28 protein-coding genes and 1 tRNA gene are annotated in these 22,855 nt (G+C 35.9%); 19 read left to right on the plus strand and 10 right to left on the minus strand.

The genetic code is table 11. The features are described 5' to 3' along the window. Nucleotides 1-10 precede the first annotated feature (10 nt). From ribB to ACFSY7_RS17255, 9 genes are all read left to right on the plus strand, one after another. On the plus strand, nucleotides 11-631 hold the full coding sequence (ribB, locus tag ACFSY7_RS17215; RefSeq protein ID WP_126991699.1) for a 3,4-dihydroxy-2-butanone-4-phosphate synthase: 621 nt from the start codon (nucleotides 11-13) through the stop codon (nucleotides 629-631). After that, nucleotides 624-1,091 carry a 6,7-dimethyl-8-ribityllumazine synthase gene (gene ribH / locus ACFSY7_RS17220; RefSeq protein WP_139993051.1) on the plus strand — a complete coding sequence of 156 codons (468 nt, stop codon included), beginning with the start codon at nucleotides 624-626 and terminating at the stop codon, nucleotides 1,089-1,091. Before ribB ends, ribH begins: the two co-directional genes overlap by 8 nt. Nucleotides 1,092-1,448: 357 nt before the next feature. Beyond that, entirely contained in the window at nucleotides 1,449-1,820 is a 372-nt protein-coding gene (locus tag ACFSY7_RS17225) for a hypothetical protein (protein WP_126991701.1), read from the plus strand. Nucleotides 1,821-1,992: 172 nt separating this feature from the next. Continuing rightward, nucleotides 1,993-2,625, plus strand: a complete 633-nt coding sequence (locus tag ACFSY7_RS17230) for a FusB/FusC family EF-G-binding protein (RefSeq protein ID WP_380148873.1) — start codon at nucleotides 1,993-1,995, stop codon at nucleotides 2,623-2,625. 26 nt (nucleotides 2,626-2,651) lie between these two features. Continuing rightward, the gene (locus ACFSY7_RS17235; protein ID WP_380148874.1) at nucleotides 2,652-2,939 is read left to right on the plus strand and encodes a hypothetical protein; all 288 of its coding nucleotides are present in this window, start codon (nucleotides 2,652-2,654) and stop codon (nucleotides 2,937-2,939) included. Between the two features lie 384 nt (nucleotides 2,940-3,323). Further along, nucleotides 3,324-3,707: a hypothetical protein gene (locus ACFSY7_RS17240; protein WP_380148875.1), complete on the plus strand. Its 384-nt coding sequence runs from the start codon at nucleotides 3,324-3,326 to the stop codon at nucleotides 3,705-3,707. 13 nt (nucleotides 3,708-3,720) lie between these two features. Further along, entirely contained in the window at nucleotides 3,721-4,266 is a 546-nt protein-coding gene (locus tag ACFSY7_RS17245; protein ID WP_380148876.1) for an RNA 2'-phosphotransferase, read from the plus strand. A gap of 24 nt (nucleotides 4,267-4,290) precedes the next feature. After that, nucleotides 4,291-4,779, plus strand: a complete 489-nt coding sequence (locus tag ACFSY7_RS17250) for an LURP-one-related/scramblase family protein (protein WP_126991706.1) — start codon at nucleotides 4,291-4,293, stop codon at nucleotides 4,777-4,779. A 152-nt stretch (nucleotides 4,780-4,931) separates the two neighbouring features. Beyond that, complete coding sequence (locus ACFSY7_RS17255; protein ID WP_380148877.1) at nucleotides 4,932-8,792, plus strand: metallophosphoesterase; 3,861 nt, start codon at nucleotides 4,932-4,934, stop codon at nucleotides 8,790-8,792. A gap of 38 nt (nucleotides 8,793-8,830) precedes the next feature. Here ACFSY7_RS17255 and ACFSY7_RS17260 read toward each other — a convergent pair whose 3' ends face one another. Next, nucleotides 8,831-9,334, minus strand: coding sequence for a GNAT family N-acetyltransferase (locus tag ACFSY7_RS17260; RefSeq protein ID WP_126991708.1), 504 nt, complete (start codon nucleotides 9,332-9,334; stop codon nucleotides 8,831-8,833). Between the two features lie 106 nt (nucleotides 9,335-9,440). Here ACFSY7_RS17260 and ACFSY7_RS17265 point away from each other — a divergent pair, with 106 nt between their 5' ends. Together ACFSY7_RS17265 and ACFSY7_RS17270 are read left to right on the plus strand one after the other, a co-directional pair. Further along, the gene (locus ACFSY7_RS17265; RefSeq protein ID WP_380148878.1) at nucleotides 9,441-10,937 is read left to right on the plus strand and encodes a class I adenylate-forming enzyme family protein; all 1,497 of its coding nucleotides are present in this window, start codon (nucleotides 9,441-9,443) and stop codon (nucleotides 10,935-10,937) included. A gap of 15 nt (nucleotides 10,938-10,952) precedes the next feature. Continuing rightward, complete coding sequence (locus tag ACFSY7_RS17270; RefSeq protein ID WP_380148879.1) at nucleotides 10,953-11,150, plus strand: DUF4017 family protein; 198 nt, start codon at nucleotides 10,953-10,955, stop codon at nucleotides 11,148-11,150. A 184-nt stretch (nucleotides 11,151-11,334) separates the two neighbouring features. On the opposite strand, the gene ACFSY7_RS17275 is transcribed toward ACFSY7_RS17270, so the two are convergent. From ACFSY7_RS17275 to ACFSY7_RS17300, 6 genes are all read right to left on the minus strand, one after another. After that, nucleotides 11,335-11,706 (minus strand): zinc-binding dehydrogenase, encoded by a 372-nt coding sequence (locus tag ACFSY7_RS17275; RefSeq protein WP_380148881.1) that lies wholly within the window; start codon nucleotides 11,704-11,706, stop codon nucleotides 11,335-11,337. A gap of 17 nt (nucleotides 11,707-11,723) precedes the next feature. Further along, the gene (locus ACFSY7_RS17280; protein WP_380148882.1) at nucleotides 11,724-11,930 is read right to left on the minus strand and encodes a hypothetical protein; all 207 of its coding nucleotides are present in this window, start codon (nucleotides 11,928-11,930) and stop codon (nucleotides 11,724-11,726) included. A 38-nt stretch (nucleotides 11,931-11,968) separates the two neighbouring features. Beyond that, nucleotides 11,969-12,199 (minus strand): hypothetical protein, encoded by a 231-nt coding sequence (locus tag ACFSY7_RS17285; protein ID WP_233600622.1) that lies wholly within the window; start codon nucleotides 12,197-12,199, stop codon nucleotides 11,969-11,971. Between the two features lie 244 nt (nucleotides 12,200-12,443). After that, nucleotides 12,444-13,439 (minus strand): NAD(P)H-dependent flavin oxidoreductase, encoded by a 996-nt coding sequence (locus tag ACFSY7_RS17290; RefSeq protein ID WP_380148883.1) that lies wholly within the window; start codon nucleotides 13,437-13,439, stop codon nucleotides 12,444-12,446. Nucleotides 13,440-13,715: 276 nt separating this feature from the next. Next, nucleotides 13,716-14,918 carry an MFS transporter gene (locus tag ACFSY7_RS17295; RefSeq protein WP_380148884.1) on the minus strand — a complete coding sequence of 401 codons (1,203 nt, stop codon included), beginning with the start codon at nucleotides 14,916-14,918 and terminating at the stop codon, nucleotides 13,716-13,718. Continuing rightward, nucleotides 14,918-15,355 carry a MarR family winged helix-turn-helix transcriptional regulator gene (locus tag ACFSY7_RS17300; protein ID WP_126991714.1) on the minus strand — a complete coding sequence of 146 codons (438 nt, stop codon included), beginning with the start codon at nucleotides 15,353-15,355 and terminating at the stop codon, nucleotides 14,918-14,920. The genes ACFSY7_RS17295 and ACFSY7_RS17300 overlap by 1 nt, the downstream gene beginning before the upstream one ends. A 117-nt stretch (nucleotides 15,356-15,472) precedes the next feature. Between ACFSY7_RS17300 and ACFSY7_RS17305 the strand changes: the two genes are divergently transcribed. The 5 genes from ACFSY7_RS17305 (at nucleotide 15,473) to ACFSY7_RS17325 (ending at nucleotide 19,450) form a co-directional block, all read left to right on the plus strand. Continuing rightward, nucleotides 15,473-16,048 (plus strand): transglutaminase-like domain-containing protein, encoded by a 576-nt coding sequence (locus tag ACFSY7_RS17305; protein WP_380148885.1) that lies wholly within the window; start codon nucleotides 15,473-15,475, stop codon nucleotides 16,046-16,048. A gap of 226 nt (nucleotides 16,049-16,274) precedes the next feature. Continuing rightward, complete coding sequence (locus ACFSY7_RS17310; protein WP_126991716.1) at nucleotides 16,275-16,577, plus strand: metal-sensitive transcriptional regulator; 303 nt, start codon at nucleotides 16,275-16,277, stop codon at nucleotides 16,575-16,577. 12 nt (nucleotides 16,578-16,589) lie between these two features. Next, the gene (copZ, locus tag ACFSY7_RS17315) at nucleotides 16,590-16,796 is read left to right on the plus strand and encodes a copper chaperone CopZ (RefSeq protein WP_139993031.1); all 207 of its coding nucleotides are present in this window, start codon (nucleotides 16,590-16,592) and stop codon (nucleotides 16,794-16,796) included. 81 nt (nucleotides 16,797-16,877) lie between these two features. Next, nucleotides 16,878-19,280, plus strand: a complete 2,403-nt coding sequence (locus ACFSY7_RS17320) for a heavy metal translocating P-type ATPase (RefSeq protein WP_380148886.1) — start codon at nucleotides 16,878-16,880, stop codon at nucleotides 19,278-19,280. A gap of 96 nt (nucleotides 19,281-19,376) precedes the next feature. Further along, nucleotides 19,377-19,450: transfer RNA gene (locus tag ACFSY7_RS17325), tRNA-Arg, on the plus strand. 252 nt (nucleotides 19,451-19,702) lie between these two features. On the opposite strand, the gene ACFSY7_RS17330 is transcribed toward ACFSY7_RS17325, so the two are convergent. Then, on the minus strand, nucleotides 19,703-19,903 hold the full coding sequence (locus tag ACFSY7_RS17330; protein ID WP_380148887.1) for a cold-shock protein: 201 nt from the start codon (nucleotides 19,901-19,903) through the stop codon (nucleotides 19,703-19,705). A gap of 207 nt (nucleotides 19,904-20,110) precedes the next feature. Then, nucleotides 20,111-20,572 carry a CarD family transcriptional regulator gene (locus ACFSY7_RS17335; protein ID WP_126991720.1) on the minus strand — a complete coding sequence of 154 codons (462 nt, stop codon included), beginning with the start codon at nucleotides 20,570-20,572 and terminating at the stop codon, nucleotides 20,111-20,113. A 363-nt stretch (nucleotides 20,573-20,935) separates the two neighbouring features. Here ACFSY7_RS17335 and ACFSY7_RS17340 point away from each other — a divergent pair, with 363 nt between their 5' ends. Then, nucleotides 20,936-21,220 (plus strand): hypothetical protein, encoded by a 285-nt coding sequence (locus tag ACFSY7_RS17340; protein WP_126991721.1) that lies wholly within the window; start codon nucleotides 20,936-20,938, stop codon nucleotides 21,218-21,220. 52 nt (nucleotides 21,221-21,272) lie between these two features. Here the strand turns inward: ACFSY7_RS17340 and ACFSY7_RS17345 are convergent, their stop codons facing one another. Further along, a complete protein-coding gene (locus tag ACFSY7_RS17345; RefSeq protein WP_380148888.1) occupies nucleotides 21,273-21,527 on the minus strand; it encodes a hypothetical protein in 255 nt (84 codons plus the stop codon). A gap of 166 nt (nucleotides 21,528-21,693) precedes the next feature. Here ACFSY7_RS17345 and ACFSY7_RS17350 point away from each other — a divergent pair, with 166 nt between their 5' ends. Then, a complete protein-coding gene (locus ACFSY7_RS17350; RefSeq protein ID WP_380148889.1) occupies nucleotides 21,694-21,981 on the plus strand; it encodes a YjcQ family protein in 288 nt (95 codons plus the stop codon). An 83-nt stretch (nucleotides 21,982-22,064) separates the two neighbouring features. Beyond that, nucleotides 22,065-22,754 (plus strand): DNA alkylation repair protein, encoded by a 690-nt coding sequence (locus tag ACFSY7_RS17355; RefSeq protein ID WP_380148890.1) that lies wholly within the window; start codon nucleotides 22,065-22,067, stop codon nucleotides 22,752-22,754. The last annotated feature ends 101 nt before the right edge of the window (nucleotides 22,755-22,855 follow it).

The raw sequence follows: 22,855 nt of genomic DNA on the forward strand, positions 1-22,855 counted from the left end.
AGGGAACGACATGCTACATACAATTGATGAGGCACTTGAACAATTACTAAAAGGTAACATGATTATTGTTGTTGATGATGAGGATCGTGAAAATGAAGGCGATTTTGTTGCATTGGCAGACTATGTGACTCCAGATACAATCAATGCGATGGCTACATACGGTAAAGGTTTGATTTGTACGCCAATTTCGACATCGATTGCTCAAAAACTAAAACTTACACCAATGGTTACGAATAATACAGACAATCATGGTACTGCTTTTACAGTAAGTATTGATTATAAAGAAACCGAAACAGGGATTAGTGCATTTGAACGTGCGCTAACAATTGAAAAAATGATTAGTAGTGATGAGCCAACAGATTTCCGTCGTCCTGGCCATATTTTTCCGCTCATTGCAAAAGATGGCGGAGTGTTAGAACGCCGCGGTCATACTGAAGCAGCCGTTGAATTAGCGAAGCTTGCAGGTGTGAAGGAAGCCGGCATTATTTGTGAAATCATGAGTGCAGATGGTCATATGGCACGCCTGCCAGAGCTTGAACGCATTTCAAGAATGATGAACTGTCCATTAATTTCTATTGAGCAATTAGTCGAATATGTAAAACAACAAAAGGAGCTGGTTACACATGGGTAAAACAATCGAAGCACAATTAGTAGGTACAGGATTAAAAATCGGAATCGTTGTTGGTCGTTTCAATGAATTTATTAATTCAAAATTAGTTGATGGGGCAATGGACGGGCTTTTACGTCATGGTGTTGAAGATAAAGATATTGACACGGTATGGGTGCCAGGAGCATTTGAAGTGCCGTTTATTGCAAAAAAATTAGCAGAAAAAGGCGAGTATGATGCAGTAATTGGCTTAGGTACGGTTATTCGTGGCTCTACAACACATTATGATTATGTATGTAATGAAGCAGCAAAAGGTATTGCGCAAGTTGGATTACAAACTGGTATACCCGTTATTTTTGGTATTGTGACAACAGAATCGATTGAACAAGCAATTGAACGTTCGGGCACAAAAGCTGGTAATAAGGGATATGATGCGGCAATATCTGCAATTGAAATGGCAAACTTAACAACATTATTAAAATAATATAATTCTTGTTACGTTTAATAGCTAATTAAAGATATACGTCAAAAGAATGGATGCAATAATCTAAGTTTAGAAAATTGACTATATAATATAATAGAAGAAACACAAAAAAACGGGCATTGTAATATGAATGTCCGTTTTTGTCTTCTTTGTATTCCTTTAAAATCTCTTAGAACTTAGTAAGCAAATAAAAAATAAAAGCTAGTAATAGTTTTGCTGTGAAGAATTATTATATGAAAGAAAATAAAGGAAAGAGCTCTAAAGACAAGACTACAAACATATTGAAGTGTTCTATTATGTAAAAAAATTTCCATCATGTATAATGAAAACAATATCAAATGAATTGGAGGTAGTCATATGGAATATTATTCATTACAACATTTACTAGAGAATACGGAAGTTTGCTTGATGAACCGAGAAACCGGGGACAAGTACGATACGTGGTCGACAGAAGTTGAAATTGATTTAACGAGTTTAGGTATCCGAGCGGAGCATTTTGAAATTACACAGTTTGATATCGACATCGTACATAATAAGGAGCGTGATACAACGTTTTTTATTAATGCGACGCCATATGGCACCGATGATTATGAAATCTACTTGTGGTTTAATGATATATTAGGTCCACGCCTCATGGATATGTTTTTACGGACCATTCATGAGTTTGTACGAGAAAAACAAAGTTTAGCCGAGTCATTTATGAGCGATGATGACTGGACAAATGACTAATGGAGGGTGGCTTTGGCCACTCTTTTTTGTGCTATAATGAGGCTAATGAAAGTGTAGGAGGGATCTGACATGGCTTGTACAATACATGCCTGCTCTCAAGTGGGCTAATGCGGTCCAATTCCGTTCGGCTTTGGACCATAAACCAATTGCCTAGACAAACGGAGGAATAATGATGATAAATCCAATTTTAACAGTAGCTAATGTACGCTTGATTGAGCAACAAGTAAATAAAATTTTAAACTCGAAATCGTTATCAAAAGACCCGGAAATACTAAGTGCAGTAAAAGGTATTGCAGTTGCTGAACTAAAAGAAAAACTCCCTGTAGCGACAGAAGAAATTTTGCGTGCTGTTACCCAAATTTCTGATCGTACGGATGCTGAGCTTTTTATTGAGAGCTTAAAAATTTATACGATTCCATTTAAAGCAATTTCTGAAAAAGGACTGCAAAAACTATTTCGTAAAGATAAAAAATTAAAATTGCCGAAACTTGAAACAATTGATTGGCACGGTATTAGTTACTTATCTTGGACAGACCAAGGCACACATCGCCAATATATTGTCATTGAAAAAGATGGCACATTTATAGCGTTGCGTGGTATATCGCAGCCACAATATTATACGAAAGGCATTTGTGCAATTTGTAATCAGCATGGACCAGTTCATTTATTTACGGCAACAGTAAAAGGAAATGAAGATCGGTACACATCTTATAGTAATTATATTTGTGATGACCCTGAAAAATGCAATGCACATGTGACCGATTATAAGGTGCTAGAAGACTTTGTTACGCGTAATTTAGTATAGTCTATAGCAGAAAGTAGGAAGTTTTTATGAAAGAAAATACTACATGGTTGCATATTCGTGCGATAATTACATTTGTCTCGCTCATCTGCTTAACTCTTTTTATCGCAATGGTTGCGATTTCAAAGGAGCCTGTTGTGATTGATGTCAGTGCTGCAAAATATATTTTCTTTGGTGCATTATTTTTATTTTTAATTGAATGTATTCGATTTGCACTACGATTTTATTATAATGTGCGCTATAAATGGCTAATGATACTAGGCGGTATTTTCTTTGCTGCATGGGTCGTTGTGACATTTATTTGGGCAGTTTTATGAGTCATTAACCTAAGAAGAGGCTTTGACATATGAGTAACAACAACCGCTCCTTTGAGCATAAGAAAAACCGGAATCGTGCTGTGACGCGGTTCCGCTTTTTTTGTATGCTAGATTTCTAAATTAAATAGACCGTAATATAAAGGTGAAAATATGAGATAAAAATTACGATTATGAATAATGGGTACAGGGAATATAGTGTTGTCAATATAGACTGTAAGTTTTTAAATAAAAAGGCTTATTATTAATATATTCCTATATTGAAAAAAGTTATTTAGTACTATAACCTGCTCCTAATTACTTATTCTAATTTACAAACAAATCACATAAAATGAATAATATAGGGATGTTTGGATAAGTAATTTTGAGTGGAAAAGGAATGATAGTTTGTTTAAAATCGACTTTATTGAAGAAGGTATCTCCATTCGAAAAATTATTTTGAAAAACTTAAAAACATGTACAGAAGAAATTTGTTTTGATCATACAATGCTATTGAGTTTTCGTAACTTTCGTTTTATGGAGATTGGAGAGACATATTGTTGTAAATTATTTTTATCAGGAAAAGTAACAGCTGATGGAGAAACGTATCGTTTTAATCGTTATGTTTCAATAGGTACACAACATTTTTGTGAAATTGTTAATTTTAAGGGAGATATCTATTACATAGAAGATTTTCACATGAAGAATCATTGTAAATTTATACGCTTTCATGTTGAACGGAAAGATTTAATTCAAGTAGGAGAAATTATACACCCTATTTTAAGTGAATAGTGAGGGAATATAAATGAGTGGAGCTCGTTTTTATGAAAAATTGAGTCGGGAATTATCGCTCGTCCTTAGACATATGCCAGAAAAATATAACTTAGTTCTAGATGATGGGGGATGGGTGTCACTGGAACAATTAGTAGCAGCATTGCATCAAATGGATAAATGGCGTTTTGTAACGATTCAAGATATTGAGAATATGATGAAACAGGCCACTAAACAGCGACACGAAATAAAAGATGGACGAATTCGTGCGTATTATGGGCACTCATTTAAGGAAAAAATTAGAAAGGAAATTGCTATACCACCGCGTTATTTGTATCATGGCACAACACCAGAGGCAGCGGAACAGATTGTACAACAAGGTCTTAAGCCTATGTCACGTCAATATGTGCATCTATCAACAAATATTAAAACGGCACGTCTTGTAGCCGAACGTCGTACAGTAACTCCTGTATTATTTCGTATTGATACACAGCAAGTGAAGGAGCCATTCTATTTTGGAAATGAAGATATTTGGCTTGTTGACGCTATTATGCCTGAAAATTTGGAAATAATGCTATAGTGTAGAAAAGGAGGCGTTTATATTATGAAACAACTCTATATGAAACAAAAAATATTTAGCTTAAGTGGTAAGTTTTCAGTAACCGATTCCGGACAACAGGACCAATACTTTGTTGAAGGGAGCTTTATGCAAATACCTAAAACATTTACGATTTTGGATAAACAGCGTAATGAAGTAGCGCATATTACGAAAAAAGTATTTAGCTTTTTACCGAAGTTTTTTGTAGAAGTTGATGGACGTGAAATTTTAACAATTAAAAAAGAACTATCTTTTTTTAAAGGTCGTTATACCATTGAAGATGCTGCAATCGAAATGCGCGGTGATTGGTGGGACATGGATTTTTCTGTCTACCACGACGGCCAGTTAATTGGAGATGTGCATAAAAAGTGGTTGAGTTGGGGCGACCAGTATGAAATAACCATTAACGATGAAGCATTTGAAACGATTTTAATTTCATTAGTTGTTGCGATTGATTGTGTCAAAGCATCTGAAGCAGCAGCTGCAAGCTCATAGTGAAAAATAGAAAGTGGGAATCATAAATAATATGATTCCTATTTTTGTGCTCTAAAATGGATTTTTTAATAAAAATTTACAAAAAATGAATAAAGTATTAAAGAATAAACTTTATACTAGAGTGCAATTGAGTATAAGAGGAGGGTTTTAATGTGAAAAGAACATGGATGTCTAACGTAGTTGTCGCAACATTACTTACTACAACAATCGTACCTTATTCACCTATCTACGGAGTGGCAACGGCGTCAGAAGCTAAAATAAATAAAAATTTAATGATTAAACATCAAGCAATTTCAACTGCGGATGCTAAAAAAGAGTTGTCAATTACAGCTGATTTTAAAGGAGATGTTCCACTTCAAAAAATGACTCTATTATATAAAGCGCAGAAGGGAGCAGAAGCGTGGAGTGAAAAGCCGATGCAATTAAAGGAGGGGCAGTATCATACAAGTCTAGCCCCATATGAATTGCAGGAAAATTTTACATATATGATTTCAGCAACAGATGGTGAAATCATAGAGGAAACGGTACCACAAGATGTTACGGTGGAATTACCCAAATACGAATCAAAACACTTACCACCGCTATTATTGACAGAAGTTGTACCTGACTCAACAAATGTAGACGGTTCAGATGGTTATGAATTTATTGAGGTGTACAATAATTCAAACCAAACAATTGATTTAAAAGATTATAAAATTCATTATCGTTATCCAACAAAGGGGCCAAAAGCTGATTTATTTTGGGGAGATGAGAATGAAAATCGTAATTTACCATTAGCTCCAGGTGAAACGATGATTTACTGGATTATGAATGGGAAAAATAATCATAAAAAACTTGCGGACTTTAACAAAAATTATGACTCTAATGTGGATGAGAATCATTTAGTGCGCGTGTATCATTCTGGCATGACGAATTCAGAATACCGTCAATTGACAATCTCTACAAATGCAAATGAAGATATTGTTATTGCATCTTATAATGAAAAATTAACAAACAATACACAAGATCCAACTGAGATAAATGATGTTGCGAAGGATATGGGAATTCAGTATCAATATCCAGAAGAAGGTTTGGTTATGCGTAAGCATAGCGCAAAGACAGTGAAAGGAAATCCAGGTAAAGTAAGTGATTTTCAAGTTCCGACTGAAAAAGTCGATTTATCAGGAGATACTAAAGCACCTGTTGTAAAAGATATATCAGGATTGACGGAAGTAACAGATCAGAAGGATATTCAGCTAAAATTTGATATACAAGATGAGCGACAACTACGCTCGGCACGTTTATACTATCGGATGAATGATGGTAACTATCATTCTGTAAATTTAAAACGAGGTGCAGATGGTTATTTTAGTCATACAATTTATGCAGTTGATTTAATTCAAAAAGAAAAAGTAGAATACTATATTGCTGCAACAGATGGGTTTAATCCAATACAAACTTCTACACGTACAATTATAAATCAATTACCAAAAGAAAAAGAAGGGCTATCATTAAATGTTGAAAATCAATCGCTCCTATCAAAGGAAGTACTATTAAAAGCATTTCATTCAAAAGACAATGAACCAACGACGCTATCATTTGACGGACAAGATGTAACAACTAAAGTAGAACGAGTATTGACGAATCAAGCTTATTTTGCGTTAGATGTCAATCAAACAAATTTATACTTTAAAAATGCAGTGACAATTGGTAGAGAAGTATTACGTATTTATGATGATACTATCAATGAATACGCAACGATTACTGTACCAGTGGATCCCTCATATTTTAATCTTGGAGAGACCACAACCATTTCAATTCATGCGGGGGACAAGGTATCGCCATTTGGCGAAGCAGGTGAAAATCGAGATGATTATACAGTTAAAAATATTCGTTTAGTTATGCCCGATGGTGAGATTTTACGTGATGAGAAGTATACAGATCCAAAAAGAGAAATAAAAGTAGGAGATAGTTCAGGGATGGAACCAGATGTTGATTTCAACTTTACTATTCCAAAAAGTCAATTTAGTGGGAAAGCTTACCGTTTAGATACGACAGCAGTAAAAGATGGAGAACATGTATTCGAAGCAAAAAATAATAAAGACAATGAAAAAGCCACTGTGCTTGTAGATAATACATCGCCTATCATTACAACTTCGTTAAATGAAGGTGAACTATATAAGGGGCTTATCACGATTGATGCAGAAATAGAAGATGCTAATATTGGTACAGAAGTTCCTGAAGCTACATTAGATGGAGAAAAAATTACGCTTCCATACGATACATCTTCTGCAAAATTAAAGAGTGGAGAGCATCAATTAATTATTAAAGCGACAGATGCTGTAGGAAATGTTGCTACTAAGAAAATCAATTTTAACACAGTAGAAGAACACCCATTTTCACCTGAAAATTTATCACATGAATTACGAGGAAAATCCGCAAAATTAAGTGTAGAGGTAGCAGATCCAACAAAAGATAGATTACGAGTAGATTTTAAGCGAGGCTATGTATATAAACCAACGGACGAAGGAGTAGAGGCGTTTGAACATAATGCAGATAAGGAACCGCCTGAGACAATCACTACAGCACAGGAAAAAACAATTGAAAATGTAGAGACCCTTGCGAAAGCGGATGGACAATATATAACAACGAAAAGCACAGAAAAGTATCCATATCATCGGTTTAGTGTAAATTTGGATAGAAACATTACTGCAGAAGATTCAATTGATATTCACTGGGAAGGGAAATCACTTCTGGGACGAAAAGTATCAATCTATGTATGGAATTATGAAACATCAAAATGGGAAATAAAACAATGGAAGATTGCTAATGACGAGAAAAATTTTCCTCTTAATGCAACTGTAAAAGGGAACGAATATATTCGAAATCATCAACTTGAAGTAATGGTACAGGATGAAATCGCATCAACGAATCAATTTGATTATTCCTTTGTGTGGATGAGTGATACACAGTATTATTCTCAAAGCTATCCACAAATTTTTGATACGATGACGAAATGGATTGTGAATAATCGTCAAGCCATGAATATACGTTATGTGTTTCACACAGGTGATTTAGTTGATAAATCTTATGAACCTTATCAATGGTTAAATGCAGATAAATTTATGAACACGTTAGATGATGCTGATATGCCATATGGTGTATTAGCAGGGAATCATGATGTAAATCATAAAGATGAGGATTATAGTGAATATAGTCGATTTTTCGGTGCTGCTCGATTTGAAGATAATGCGTCTTACGGTGAATCCTACAAAGATAATCGAGGGCATTATGATTTAATTAGCGAAAAGGGACAGGATTTTATCATGCTGTATATGGGATGGGGCATCACACAGGAAGATATCGCTTGGATGAATAAAATACTCGCAAAATATCCAGAGCGTAAGGCAATTTTAAACTTCCACGAATACTTACTTGTATCTGGACAGCGTAGTCCTATTGGAAATGATATTTTTGAAGAGGTTGTTAAACCAAATAAAAATGTACTAGCTGTATTATCAGGACATTATCATGATGCAGAAACGTTAACAGATGTCATAGACGATGATGGAGATGGAAAACCCGATAGACGGGTGCATCAAATGCTTGCAGATTATCAAGGTGGTCCAGAAGGTGGACAAGGATATATGCGCCTTATGCAGATGAATCCTATTAATAATCAAATTCAAATGAAAACATACTCACCTTATTTAGATAAATATAATTTCTATGACCCAACAGAATATCCAGCAAAAGATGAATTTGTGATAGATGCAGACATTGCACCGAAAGAAAAAGAAGTATCAACAGATGCAATATCTGTAGAAGTGTATACGAATGACTCAATTGGGCATGTAGATGATGTTAAAAGTGGTGAAACAGCAAATGTTTTATGGGATAAGTTAGAAATGAAGTCTACTTACAGTTGGTATGCGGTTGTACGGGATGAATTTGAAGGCACAACACGCTCCCCATTATGGACATTTACAACACCTAAAGATAATGGCAAACATAATGGAAATAAGAAGAAATAAAAAAGGAGGTTTCTCGCTTCAAGCGAGGCCTCCTTTTTTTAGACAAATTTATACATCAAAATATCATCAATATACTGATCATCGTCAATTTTGAACTCTTTTACTTTACGACCTTCTACGACAAAGCCAGCTTTTTTATACAGTTCAATAGCTGGTTCATTGATTGAAAATACACTAAGTGAAACTTTTTCAATTAATGGATTTTCTCTTGCCCATTTGAGTAATTGCTTTAATAGTTTTGAACCGATTCCTTGTTGGCGATAGTCTTCATCAACCATCATAAAAAAGGTGCCGGTATGTTGGAGTAGTACGCGGCGTGGTGATTGGAAATACAACCAGCCGACCACTTTTTCATTTTCTTCTGCGACAAAAATAACTTCTCGTTCATTTGTTTGTTTATCTTCAATCCACAAAATTTGTTGCTCAAGTGAACGATTAAATTCCTCTAATCGTGTGACAAAATAATATGGCTCTTCTAATATTTTTCGGTGTAGCGCGAGCATTTCAGGTGCATCGCCTACCGTAGCTAAACGAATAGTCATTCTAAACAACCCCCTTATTGGCTTCATTATACAGAGAAATACATCGAATAACTAATAGAATATTCGGGTAAATAATAGCATACCGGCTTAAAAGGAGAGGATATTTGTGAATACTTCGGAACTTTTAGCACGAAATGCGAGAAAATTTGCGACGCGAGAAGCGATTGTCTGCGAGGAGCATCGCCTCACGTATGCCGAATTAAACGGCTATGTAGAAAATTTAGCACATAGTTTACATGAATTAGAAATCGGCTATCGTGATCCTGTTGTCCTGTTAATGCCAAATTCAATTGAATTTGCGATAAGTTATTTTGCGATTCAACGCGTTGGAGGTATTGTCATACCAGTCAGTGCCCATTCAACGAAATATGAAATCGAGCATATTTTGGCGCATAGTAAAGCAAAAGCTCTTATCGTTCATGATGTACTATACCCAATTGTGGGAGAGATTAATAATGTCATTTGTTTAAAAACAGGAGATGAGGCAGGAAATTTTTTGAGTATGCGTTATTTAATGTCTCATCATAAAGAAAAAACACCGTTTGAACTATCGCTAAAAGAAGATGATTTAGCAGCAATTATGTACACATCTGGTACAACAAGTGAACCAAAGGGTGTGCTTTTTAACTATCGTAATATTTTATCTGTTGCTAATATGGCAGTAATTGAATTTGAGTTAAAGCCTGAGAGTAAGGTACTTGTTTTATTATCAATGAGTCACTCGGCACCGCTGCATATGTTTTTCCTTGGTGCAATACTAGTTGGTGCTACGGTTGTAACAGCACTAGAGTATTCAAATGATTCGATGCTTGAAATCATTCAGCATGAGCGGACAACTCATTTCTTTGGGACACCGCTGACCTATCATGTCTTAGCTCGTTCTGAGCAGCTACGCTATACAGATATTTCGACGATGATTTGGTGGGCGTATGGCGGAGCACCGATGTCAAAAGCAGAAGTGGAGCTCGTTTCAGAGGCACTTGGCACACAACGGTTAGTTTGTGTATATGGTTTGACAGAAACAGGACCTAGTGGTTCCATTCTATTACCTGAAGAGCATGATAAAGGAGCTGGAAGTATTGGGAAGCGGGCGATGTTTGGTACAGAAATGCGCATTGTAAATAATCTTGGGGAAGAAGCGGCTACGGATGAGATTGGTGAAATTTGGGTTGCTGGTGAAGGTGTGATGCAAGGGTATATTGATAATCCATTAGAGACACAAGCAGTATTGCAACAAGGGTGGGTGCGTACGGGTGACCTAGCGAAGCGCGATGAGAATGGTTTTATATGGCTCGTTGATCGTACGAAAGACATTATTATTACAGGTGGACAAATTGTTTATCCTCGCGAAACGGAGGAATTATTAAATCGTATTGATGGTGTTCATGAAACAGCTGTCATAGGTGTGCCACATCCTGAATTTGGTGAGATTGTGAAAGCTTATTATGTAAGTGATGAAGGCATTGACGGCGAAACATTAGGAAATTTTGCGAATGAATTTTTAGCAACCTATAAAGTGCCTCGCCGTTACGAGCGCATTGATATTTTACCGCGCAATGCATCTGGTAAAATTTTAAAGCAAGTACTGCGTGAACGACAATAGAAAGAAGGTTTTGCAATGAAAGGATGGCTTGCTTCGATTTTGATGTATGCTTTAATTTGTGTTATAGGGCTAGCACTACTAATAATTCAAGGATATTCAATATGGTCTTGGAAGTTTTTTGTTGTACAACTATACGCCATCCCTATGTCACTTCTTGTATTAGGCTTCAATTATTGGCAATATAAAAAAGCGCCTAATAAACAAGCACTGTAATAAAAAGCATGTTTTTACTAGAATATCTTAAAAAATTGAGACACTTTCAAGGAGATAAATGCTTTGAAAGTGTTTTTTAATAGGAATAGAAAGTATTTGGCTTAAAAAGCATGAACATTAATAAAGAAACCACCTTTCTCCAGTTGTATACCGGAAAAAGATGGTTGAGTAAACATATGCAAGTTTAAACTTTAAAAATTATTTTCCCACTATTACGTGTACCTTCAAGTAAGCGATGTGCCTCTTTTACACCATCAACTGTAAATGGAAGTGTGTATGCAATTTGGTCAGCTAAACCATGTTTTTCATAGAAATCAAATAAATAAGGAATGACAATATCATTTATCATCGCTGGTGTACGTGATAGGAAAACACATTTTACATCTGGGCGGTATGAATTGTCTGGTAAAGTCGTCATGCCAACATAGGTCGCATTTTCTTTCGCTAATATTAATGCAGCATGCTCACCAGCGTTAAATAATGAAGCATCTAATACGAAATCTGCCGTTTTTCCATGTTGCTCAATAGCTTCAGGGTCACGATAATCGACGAACATATCAGCGCCAAGCTCTTTTAAGCGCGCTTCATTTTTTTACTAGCTACAGCAATGATCTTAACATCCCATTCTTGTGCAAGTTGAACTAAGAAGCTACCAACGCTACTAGAGGCACCAACAATAGCAATTGTATCGCCATCTTTTAGTGGATAAAAACCACCATGTAAGCCCCAATAAGCAGTTGAGGCTGTAGCTGAAAAGCTTCCTGCGAAGTCCAGTGGCATATCTTCAGGGATTTTAAAGACATTTTTATTATTAGCTGCTATATGCGTAGCATAGCCACCACCACTTGAACGAACGATAACCTTGTCACCAATTGCAAAGCCATCAAGTGGTTCATATAGTTCGACAATTTCTCCTTGTAGTTCATTTCAAGCGCCGCAAATCCTAAATTAACACGGTCGAGATATGAAATAATATACAGCAGTAAAATATAGGGTAATATATGCCACATTGTTTTAGTAGTTGTTATTTTTTCGATTGTTTGTTGCATCTACTTCGCCTCCATCATAGTTTTAATACAGTATACGAGTTATGGAGACGAGAATAGACCAATGATTATCACGGTTTTTTAAGTGTAAATTCATAAAAAAATAATGATTTTTAATGTTAGTAAAAGAATTGTTATACGGTATGTATACTTGCTATGGTATTTTTATCAAAATAGAAATAGGACTGTATAATAAAAAGAACATCTCTAATGTCCCAGCTGTTTACGGGCAATAGAGATGTGGCTACTATAAAATTTGTAGAGAAGACATAATTTCTTGGATGCTACCTTCTCTTGCTTGATGGCTATGCTCACCCATTAAATAAAAAAAATAATCAGGATTTTTCAATGTCTGATTTGCTTTTAAAATGTCTCGCGTTAGTAAATATTGATAAGGGTAAGGTGCAATACAGTTTTCTGCTATACGATTTGTGAATGCGGTAGGTAGCCCACGCGCTGGTTTTCCTGTATACGCTGTAATAAATGTTGTGCTATGCTCTGTGGAATTCAAAATGGCTTGTTTATAAGCGATTGGAATTTCACATTCTTTAGCAACAAGTAGTGCAGTTCCTATTTGTACGGTATCTGCACCGATGTTTAATACTTCTTGAATTTGAGTTGCTGTCATTAAGCCGCCAGCAGCAATGAGTGGAAGTGTTACTAATGGTCGTGTTTCTCTGATAAGTTGATGTAGAGGAACATAATCAAAAGGCATTTGGAAAGTACCTCTATGCCCACCTGCTTCACTACCTTGTAAAACAATCGCATCAAAGCCAGCGTGCGCAATGGCTAGCGCTTCATTTTTGGTTGTAGCCATACCAATTAAAAATACATGCTGTTTTTTTAATTTATCAATGATAGTTTGATTTGGCAGACCAAAAGTAAAGGAAATAATTTTCACATCTTCTTCTATGACAGCTTGAATTTGTTCATTGAAGTGATTTTCAAAATGTAAATTAGGGGAAGCAGTAAGATTTAGTTTAGTATAATCAGATTGCAAAGCTTCGCAGGCATTTGTGAATACTTCTTTAGATAATAAAGGGGGATTTTGTACAAATAAATTAACGCCAAAAGGTTTGACTGTTTTCATACGTATCTCTTGAATAGCTAGTTTTAATTCGGATTTTGTAGCATATCCTCCGGCAATAAAACCTAAAGCCCCTGCCTCACATGAAGCAGCAACAAAATTTGGTGTTGTAACCCCAGACATAGGAGCTTGAATAATTTTTACTTTGTCTAACATATGCGCTCACCTCATTAAAATAGATTATCTAATCTTATTACCCGATGACTTTATAAAATATACTTAGATCGTCAATCCCTTACAAGATATAGTAGAATTTTAATAAAGATAGATAATATGAAAAAGAGGTTGGGACAAAACACGTTATTTTCTTTTTTAGCGTTCGCAACGAAAAACCGGAACCGCGCCACCGCGCGGTTCCGGTTTTTCTTATGCTCATAGGAGAGGTTGTTTTTATACGTATGTCCCAGCCTCTTTTTATTTTGATATGTTTAGTTAATGTGCTTGTGCTGTTAATTCTTTATCTTTGCGACCATGCAGCAACATATACAGCACAAGTGTAACGAGAATTAATACTGCTAAGCCAATATACAATGTACCAAAGCCAACGATTGGTTCGACAAAACCAAGAATGTATGGTCCAAAGCCAAGGCCGGCATCGAGTGCGATAAAGAATGTTGAAGTTGCAAGTCCAGCGCGTGCACCTGGTGTTACTTTAAGTGCAATCGCTTGTGCACCAGACTGTAAGTTACCATAACCAGCCCCAATAATAACGGCGGCTAATAATAATAGAAATCCAGAATGTGTCACACTAAGAATGGCAAGTCCTGCTGCAAATAAAATGAAGCAAGGAACCATAATAGCATTTGAGCCTTTGGTGTCCATCAGGCGACCACTAAATGGACGTGTAACTAAAATAGCTACAGCATAAACTAAGAAGAAGAAACTTGCCGCTGCTACTAAGTCACGCTCTTCTGCAAAGAAACTAATAAAGGATAAAATGGCGGCGTATCCAAGCGACATTAAAAACGTAATAATGGCAATTGGAATCGCATTAGGTTCAATATATTGTTTTAAACTGAATTTCACTTTAGGTGCATCAGCAGCTGGTTGTAATACCGATGCTTTTTGTACACGAACTGTTAAACCAATAATAAAAGCAAGAGCTGCTAAAATAACGCAGAATAAGAAAATCGTATTATAGGACACAAGGCGCCCAAGCATAATGCCTAAAAAAGGACCGATAGCTGTACCAAGTGTTGTACTCATACTAAAGTAGCCAATGCCCTCCGCTTTACGTGCAGAAGGAATAATTTGTGCAATGATTGTGCTTGTGGCAGTAGAGGCAACACCCGCGGCAACGCCGTTTACTAAACGGAAAATAAGAAGCATCGTAATACCACCACTATGGACGAAATAAAGTGCTGTAGTGATAATAAATGCTGCTAAGCCAATCATCATAATTTTTCGTGCACCGACATTGTTAATGACGCGTCCTGCAAACAAACGGCCGACTAATGTCCCGACAATATAAATTCCTGTAGCAAGACCTGCTTGACTTGTGGTGGCATCATATTCATTTTTAGCGAATGATGCAATGGTCACCATTAGTAAATAGAAAATTAAAATGACGATGAAATTCATTAGTGAAACGATAATAAAATCCTTCGTCCATAGCTTGTCTTTTGTATGACTCACTATTTATCCCCGGCTCTCTTTATTAAATTTTGTTGAATTTGATTTAATGTCTCAATAAACATTTGTTGCTGTTCAGCATCAATACCTGTCATTGATTCCATTTCAAATCGGTCGACATATGTACGAACTTCAGCATACATCTTGCGCCCTTCATCTGTGATGAGTAATCGCTTTTTGCGCTTATCTTCATGAGAAGGCTCAACACGTGCATAGCCTATCGACACTAAGTTTTTCATAATACGTGTCACATTGGGTTTTTCAATCCCTAATAATTTAGCGATTTCGACGGATGTTAATTGATCATCCAGAATTAAATAATAAAGAACGGACCAATCTGAGCGATGAATGCCTTGTTGTTGTAAAATAGCATTTAATTGTGCCTCAAATGTGCGGTTCGTTAAAACAAGCTCATGATAGAGCGTCTGAAACATATGCATATTGTCACCTCATAAAAAAGTAGTTAACAAGATTAACTATTTTGTAGAACGTTTTTAATCATAAGAGATAAACCAATGTTTGTCAATACGCTATACTGACAAAAAGGGGGAAGTGAAATGAAAGAATTTTTAGAGGCAACAGCCATTATTGATTATGATGCACCCGTAATTCAGCAACTTGTAGCACAGTTATTTCATCAAGAGGATAGTGATGTACAAAAAGCACAGAAGGCCTTTGTATATGTACGTGATAGCATTGCGCATACATGGGATATTCAATCGAATCGTGTCACTTGCTGCGCATCAGATGTTTTCGTGTATAAGGAAGGCTTTTGCTATGCAAAATCACATTTACTAGCAGCGATATTACGTTCGCAAGGAATACCCACAGGCTTTTGCTATCAAAAATTACTGCTATTTGAAACACCGGAGCAGGGCTATTGTTTACATGGCCTAAATGCAATTTATTTAGAAAATCGCTGGATACGAGTTGATGCACGGGGAAATAAACAAGGTGTTGATGCACAGTTTTCACTTGAACGTGAGCAGTTGGCTTTTACTGTGAATTCAGCGCTTGGTGAATGGGATGATAAAACAGTTTATGCAGAGCCAAATGAGGGAGTAATTCGAGCATTAAGTAAAAACAAGGATGCTAAAAAATTGTATGTATCTGGATTACCGGTGAATTTATAAATACTATACAGGGGTATATGAAGTAATAATTATAAAAATATAAAGTTATAAAAACTTGTTTTTTTAGCATTTATATTATTTTTTATGGATAAATTATAATATTTTTTAATATACCTATATAAGGTATAGATATATTAATTGAAAAATTATAAAATCTTAATAATTTACATACCCCCTTTAGGTATGGTAGACTGAAGGTGTAAATAACAGAAGGAGGATGAGGCGCATGGAACCTGAAATGATATCATGTCGAAAAAGCCACCATCCGGAAAAAGTAAAAAAAGATTTAACGGTCCGCTTGAATCGTGCGGAAGGTCAAATCAGAGGAATCAAACGCATGATTGAAGAAGATACGTATTGTGATGATGTAATAACACAACTTGCAGCAACCCAATCAGCTTTAAACAGTGTGGCTAAAATTTTACTCGAAGGTCATTTAAAAGGTTGTGTGGTTGATCGCTTAAATGAAGGCGATGACGAAGTATTGGATGAGTTACTCGTAACATTCCAAAAATTAATGCGAAAATAGGAGGCAATTCAAATGGAAAATGTAACATTAAATGTACAAGGTATGTCATGTGGACATTGCGTGAAAGCAGTAGAAAGTAGCGTAGGGGAATTAAACGGTGTAGATTCAGTAAACGTTAATTTAGAAGCGGGTCAAGTAGCTATCGCATTTGATTCAGCAGCCGTTACATTAGATACAATTAAAGAAACAATCGACGACCAAGGTTATGATGTTGTTTAAATAAGATAGGAGAGTGGAATGTCCTCTCCTTTTTATTTTCAAAATTATATACCCCTTATAGGTATGAGGAAGGTGGAAGAAATGACACAACAACTAAAAGAAAGTAATCTTCAAATATCAGGTATGACGTGTGCAGCCTGTGCTACGCGGATTGAAAAAGGTTTAAAAAAATTAGATGGTGTGGAAGATGCGAATGTAAATCTAGCGATTGAACGTTCAACCGTCCATTATGATCCAGAAAAAATAACAGAAGAAGCTTTTGAGAAAAAAATTGAGGCGCTTGGTTATGGCGTCGTCAAAGAAAAGCAAGAGTTTGATATTACCGGCATGACATGTGCAGCTTGCTCGGCACGTATCGAAAAGGTACTAAATAAAATGGATGGTATATCAGTAGCAAATGTCAATTTGGCACTTGAACGGGCAACGGTAGAGTTTAATCCAAGTAAAGTGTCTACTGCAGATATTATTGCGCGCGTTGAAAAAATTGGTTACGGTGCGCATAAACACCAAGATGAGGCAGCTGTTGATTACCGAGAGCAAGCAATTAAAAAGCAACAATGGAAATTTATCGCGGCAGCAATACTATCATTACCACTTCTTTGGACGATGGTAGGGCATTTCTCCTTTACACAATGGATGTACGTACCTGATTTATTTATAAATCCGTGGTTTCAATTTGTGTTAGCAACCATTGTTCAATTTGCGATTGGCTATCAATTTTATGTAGGGGCATATAAAGCACTTCGAAATGGTAGTGCGAATATGGATGTGCTTGTCGTGCTTGGGACATCCGCTGCGTATTTCTATAGTGTGTATGAGGTGCTAACGATGCATGGAAATCATATGCCGCATTTGTATTTTGAAACGAGTGCAGTATTAATTACATTAATTCTGCTTGGTAAATTATTTGAAGCAAAGGCAAAAGGTCGCTCATCTGAAGCAATCAAAAAATTGATGGGACTACAAGCGAAAACAGCGATTGTTGTCCGACAAGGCGAAGAACTTGAGATTCCATTAGAAGAAGTTGTTGTTGGCGATACAATTATCGTGCGACCAGGTGAAAAAATTCCTGTAGATGGGCAGGTGCTCGAGGGACATACTACGATTGATGAATCGATGTTAACAGGTGAAAGTATGCCAGTTGATAAAACACAGGGCGACGAGTTATTTGGCGCCACAATTAATAAAAATGGTGCGATTAAAATGACCGCAACGAAAGTTGGACGTGATACAGCACTCGCACAAATCATTAAAGTCGTTGAAGATGCACAAGGTACAAAAGCACCAATCCAACGTCTAGCTGATAAAATTTCAGGTATTTTTGTACCGATTGTTGTCGGCATTGCGGTCATCACCTTTATCGTATGGTATTTATTTGTACAGCCAGGTGATTTTGTGCAAGCATTAGAAGTATTAATTGCGGTACTTGTTATTGCTTGTCCATGTGCGCTCGGTCTAGCAACACCAACATCGATTATGGCTGGTTCTGGACGTGCTGCTGAATATGGTATTTTATTCAAAGGTGGCGAATATCTCGAGCAAACGGGAGCAATTGATACGGTCGTCGTTGATAAAACGGGTACTGTCACAAATGGGGAGCCAGTTTTAACAGATGTGGTGACAACATTACCTGAAGCAGAATTTTTAGCATATGTGGCAAGTGCCGAACGAAAGTCAGAGCATCCTTTAGCACAAGCCATTGTGAATGGTGTGAAGGAGCGCGGCATCTCGTTATATGAGACACAATATTTTGAAGCGGTACCAGGATACGGTGTGCAGTCAACAATTAATGCGAAAGCGACAATTGTGGGGACAGATAAATTAATGGCTCAATATGGCATTGATGTATCATCTTCACTTTCGCAAAAGCAAGCGTTTGAAAAGCAAGGGAAAACGGCTATGCTTGTGGCAATTGATGGTGAATATGCTGGCTTGATTGCTGTAGCAGATACTGTAAAAGATACGTCAAAAGAAGCGGTAGCGCGATTACATCAAATGGGTCTCGATGTGATTATGATGACAGGTGATAATGAAGCAACTGCACAAGCGATTGCGGGTGAGGTTGGTATTAAGCAAGTAATTGCAGGTGTTTTACCAGAAGGCAAAGCAAATGAAATTGAAAAATTACAACAGCAAGGCAAAAAAGTAGCAATGGTAGGCGATGGTATCAATGACGCGCCGGCCCTTGCAACGGCAACGATTGGTATGGCGATTGGTACGGGAACAGATATTGCAATGGAAGCGGCCGATATTACATTAATTCGCGGGGATCTAAATAGTATTGCAGATGCCATCTTGATGAGTAAAAAAACAATGACAAACATCAAACAAAATTTATTTTGGGCATTTGGCTATAATACATTAGGTATTCCAATTGCGGCACTTGGATTATTAGCACCATGGGTAGCAGGTGCGGCAATGGCATTTAGTTCTGTATCGGTTGTATTAAATGCACTGAGATTACAGCGTGTGAAATTAAAATAATGAAATAAAAACAGAAATTGTGTTGACGATTTCTGTTTTTTTTGCATGCCTTTTTATTTTTGTGAAATAATGCTATAATAGAAGACGTAATTTTACGTCCTTGTAGCTCAGTAGGATAGAGCAACTCCCTCCTAAGGAGTAGGTCGCAAGTTCGATTCTTGTCAAGGACATTCCAAATCAAATAAGACATTACTATATGAAGCACTTTCAATTTTTTCTATATTACAGGTTGTGTACCGTAATAATGAATAGAATGAGTTGAAGGTGTTTTTTTGACGAGGAAAAAGAGTAGGCTGGTAGTAAAGAAGTTAGGTAGCTTATATCTTTTAAATGTTTTTTGCTAGTAGTACTATATTTCACGATAAAGTTATATAAAAAAAGCACCCTGTAAACAGGATGCTTTTGAAATCGTTAACTAAAAATTAAAGTTTTACGATGTTAGCAGCTTGAGGTCCGCGTTGGCCTTCTTCTACGTCGAATTCTACTTTTTGACCTTCTTCTAAAGATTTGAAACCTTCGCCTTGGATAGCTGAGAAGTGAGCGAATACGTCAGAACCGCCTTCAACTTCGATGAAACCGAAACCTTTGTCTGCGTTAAACCATTTTACTGTACCTTGTGTCATTTAAATGACCTCCATTTAATTATATTTAATAAGATTATAATTCCTCAAAAAGAAAAAATTCACATATTACAAAAAATACTAAATCAATCACTAGTACGCTTTGTAATAGGTGAATTAATTATTATCTTGTAAATTTCTTATTAAATATAGTATAAAGGAAAATATTACATTTGTCTACTATATTAATACATCTATAAAAAAATTAAATTAACTAAAAATATTTAGTTGATCTTCTGTAATGCCTTTGATTAATTTTAGTTCACTACGTAAAAATTTCTGTGCATGATCTAGCATTTCTTTTTCACTTGTATTTAATGCTTTTTCTTTTTTTAAACGGCTTAAGTCGCGTACAACTTCAGCACAATCTTGCATACTACCAGTTTTTACTTTAGTTGTATTTAATGTATAGCGTTGTTTCCATGGTAGTACTTCTTCAGACTGCTCGTGCTGAAATACTTGGATAATATGATTTAATTCTACAATATCTGTAACGGGACGGATATTTGAACTTAGTATTTTATCTTTAGGTATTGTAATTTGCATATTACTGATAGCCATTTCAATAACATAATATAATTGTTTTTGTCCTGATATTTCTTTTTCTTCTACTGCTTTTATTGTACCCGCACCTTGCATTGGATAAATAATGTTTTCACCAATTTGAAACATCGAATCCACCTCCGTTTATAGTCATCTATTTCATAATAACATTTAAACGTAATTTTATCAAATTTTTAATGATAGCATAAAGTTATTTTTCGTGTCAAATTATTTCTATTAAAAAATCATTGATAATAATATGGATAGAAAAAATAAGACAATTATAATAATAATTTATTAAAAATAACCTCTTATATTTTAAAATAATGCGACTTTAGAATGGATATTCAGCGTTGTACAAATGACAGGAATTTGTTATATTCAATACAAAGTGAATACGTTGGTTTTAAAAAATATTGAATTTAGTTTATAGGTAAGTAAATAGGGTATGTGGGACTGTTGGAATAGAGAAAATCAGAGGGTGAAGCTACGATGGAATTTAGTGCAAATGATGTTTATTTAACGTGCGTATTACAAAATTATGAAAATGCAATCAATCTACATATGAAGCGCTTGTCTGATTATGAGCAAAGCATTGCAGGCTATGAGCAAGATTTAAAAGAATTTAGTCTTGAAGAGCAACAAATGAATGCGGAAGCAAAAACCATTTATATTGAGTTGCAACTGTTATTAGAAGAGATGCGTGTAGATGCGGCGACATTAAAGCGTCATATTAATGAATGCCAGCAAAAGATTGAGCGTTTGAAACAAATATAATGATGAAAAGCAGGTAACATGTGGGGGCATGTTACTTGCTTTTTTCATACGATTAAATCGAACCGATAGATAAACCAATAATGAAATACAATGTTGTAATAAATCCAGCAAAGAGTAACCATAAAACTAAAAACGAACGCTTGCCTTTAATAAATACGTAAAGACTAACGCCGAAAGCTAAAAATGAAGCAGTAATACCCCAAAAATCCCACACATAGCCATTCGGTATGAGATAAAAGCTTTTTGTTAAAAAGAATAGTAGAAATAAGCTATGATAATAAAAAATACCCCAGAGTAACCCATTCATAGACCCTGCCCCTTCTGTTTTCACTATATAAAAGAAGCATAAATGTGTCAAAAATGTGTACATATTGGTTTTAGATTTATTTGTTTTGGGAAAAGATAAACAAAGCCGAGATATGAAATGATTCGTATACCCGACTTAAATGAGTAATTGGTATGGAGGGATTTTTATGAATTTAGAACGTTTACAATATAGTTTTATTAAAGAATTAGAGCGCAAAAACACAAAAATTTGTGCTGCTGATTATGGTGTTGACGTTGCAAAATTTCAACATTTTGTATATCAGCTACAAAAAGATGGCTATATTAGCAACGTACATTTAGCTCCAGAGGGCGGCTTAGATTTGAAAAAAGCAGAAATTACTTATACGGGAATGAAATACTTAGCAGAGCATTTTGAGTGGATTATGCCGTATCGTGATGTGGTTGACCGAAAAGTTTGGATTGCACAATCATAATTATAGATTATTCACGCGGTGCAACAAGCATCGCGTTTTTTTTAGTTTCACCGTATAATGAATGGACGAAGGAGAGATGAACGATGTCGATTCATGAACGTCTAAAGGCAGTGCAAGAGCCATCTTACCGAGAATTTACAAAAAAATTAATTCCGAATGAGCCAGATATTTTAGGTGTGCGTATTCCTGTGCTTCGCCAGCTAGCAAAAGAAATTATAAAAGATGAGCCGCTTACTTTTTTAGCAGAAGTAGAAAATCGCTATTTTGAAGAAACACAGCTAGAAGGCTTTGTTATTGGCATGATGAAAATGCCTGCAGAGGAACGTATTCCTTATGTGGAGGCATTTATTCCAAAAATCCGCAATTGGTCGGTATGTGATGGCTTTTGCTCAGCACTAAAAGATGCAAAAAAAAATCAAGCGCTTTACTGGGTACTTGTGGAAAAGTATGCCGCAAGTGATCAAGCGTATGATCAACGTTTTGCAGCGGTGATGATGCTCAATTATTATATTAATGACGACTACACCGAAAAAAGTTTAGCGCTATTAGATACGCTGAAGCATGATGATTATTATGTTCGTATGGGTGTCGCATGGTCAGTGTCCATGTTCTTTATTCGAAAACCGATTGAAACGATGCCATATTTACATCAGAATACATTGGATGACTGGACGTATAATAAGGCTTTATCGAAAATTACAGAGTCGCTTCGTGTATCGAAGGAAACGAAAGATCGTATTCGTGCAATGAAGCGTAAAAAGAAAGTGTATTGAACTACCCCCACTTAGCCGTTCTTGGAACGTTGCTTGAAGTGGGAGATTCCTACGAACAGTGCTTGCTTGTTTCCAGTTGCTCGAAACAGCGGCTTCACTTT

Source organism: Kurthia populi, assembly GCF_042686175.1.
GTDB lineage: Bacteria > Bacillota > Bacilli > Bacillales_A > Planococcaceae > Kurthia > Kurthia populi.

Excerpts from the sequence above, each read along its gene's own strand:
- ribB (WP_126991699.1), top strand. The coding sequence starts at position 11 with ATGCTACATACAATTGATGAGGCACTTGAACAATTACTAAAAGGTAAC.
- ribH (WP_139993051.1), top strand. The coding sequence starts at position 624 with ATGGGTAAAACAATCGAAGCACAATTAGTAGGTACAGGATTAAAAATC.
- ACFSY7_RS17225 (WP_126991701.1), top strand. The coding sequence starts at position 1,449 with ATGGAATATTATTCATTACAACATTTACTAGAGAATACGGAAGTTTGC.
- ACFSY7_RS17230 (WP_380148873.1), top strand. The coding sequence starts at position 1,993 with ATGATAAATCCAATTTTAACAGTAGCTAATGTACGCTTGATTGAGCAA.
- ACFSY7_RS17235 (WP_380148874.1), top strand. The coding sequence starts at position 2,652 with ATGAAAGAAAATACTACATGGTTGCATATTCGTGCGATAATTACATTT.
- ACFSY7_RS17245 (WP_380148876.1), top strand. The coding sequence starts at position 3,721 with ATGAGTGGAGCTCGTTTTTATGAAAAATTGAGTCGGGAATTATCGCTC.
- ACFSY7_RS17250 (WP_126991706.1), top strand. The coding sequence starts at position 4,291 with ATGAAACAACTCTATATGAAACAAAAAATATTTAGCTTAAGTGGTAAG.
- ACFSY7_RS17260 (WP_126991708.1), bottom strand. The coding sequence starts at position 9,334 with ATGACTATTCGTTTAGCTACGGTAGGCGATGCACCTGAAATGCTCGCG.
- ACFSY7_RS17270 (WP_380148879.1), top strand. The coding sequence starts at position 10,953 with ATGAAAGGATGGCTTGCTTCGATTTTGATGTATGCTTTAATTTGTGTT.
- ACFSY7_RS17275 (WP_380148881.1), bottom strand. The coding sequence starts at position 11,706 with ATGTTCGTCGATTATCGTGACCCTGAAGCTATTGAGCAACATGGAAAA.
- ACFSY7_RS17280 (WP_380148882.1), bottom strand. The coding sequence starts at position 11,930 with ATGCCACTGGACTTCGCAGGAAGCTTTTCAGCTACAGCCTCAACTGCT.
- ACFSY7_RS17285 (WP_233600622.1), bottom strand. The coding sequence starts at position 12,199 with ATGCAACAAACAATCGAAAAAATAACAACTACTAAAACAATGTGGCAT.
- ACFSY7_RS17290 (WP_380148883.1), bottom strand. The coding sequence starts at position 13,439 with ATGTTAGACAAAGTAAAAATTATTCAAGCTCCTATGTCTGGGGTTACA.
- ACFSY7_RS17300 (WP_126991714.1), bottom strand. The coding sequence starts at position 15,355 with ATGCATATGTTTCAGACGCTCTATCATGAGCTTGTTTTAACGAACCGC.
- ACFSY7_RS17305 (WP_380148885.1), top strand. The coding sequence starts at position 15,473 with ATGAAAGAATTTTTAGAGGCAACAGCCATTATTGATTATGATGCACCC.
- ACFSY7_RS17310 (WP_126991716.1), top strand. The coding sequence starts at position 16,275 with ATGGAACCTGAAATGATATCATGTCGAAAAAGCCACCATCCGGAAAAA.
- copZ (WP_139993031.1), top strand. The coding sequence starts at position 16,590 with ATGGAAAATGTAACATTAAATGTACAAGGTATGTCATGTGGACATTGC.
- ACFSY7_RS17320 (WP_380148886.1), top strand. The coding sequence starts at position 16,878 with ATGACACAACAACTAAAAGAAAGTAATCTTCAAATATCAGGTATGACG.
- ACFSY7_RS17330 (WP_380148887.1), bottom strand. The coding sequence starts at position 19,903 with ATGACACAAGGTACAGTAAAATGGTTTAACGCAGACAAAGGTTTCGGT.
- ACFSY7_RS17335 (WP_126991720.1), bottom strand. The coding sequence starts at position 20,572 with ATGTTTCAAATTGGTGAAAACATTATTTATCCAATGCAAGGTGCGGGT.
- ACFSY7_RS17340 (WP_126991721.1), top strand. The coding sequence starts at position 20,936 with ATGGAATTTAGTGCAAATGATGTTTATTTAACGTGCGTATTACAAAAT.
- ACFSY7_RS17345 (WP_380148888.1), bottom strand. The coding sequence starts at position 21,527 with ATGAATGGGTTACTCTGGGGTATTTTTTATTATCATAGCTTATTTCTA.
- ACFSY7_RS17350 (WP_380148889.1), top strand. The coding sequence starts at position 21,694 with ATGAATTTAGAACGTTTACAATATAGTTTTATTAAAGAATTAGAGCGC.
- ACFSY7_RS17355 (WP_380148890.1), top strand. The coding sequence starts at position 22,065 with ATGTCGATTCATGAACGTCTAAAGGCAGTGCAAGAGCCATCTTACCGA.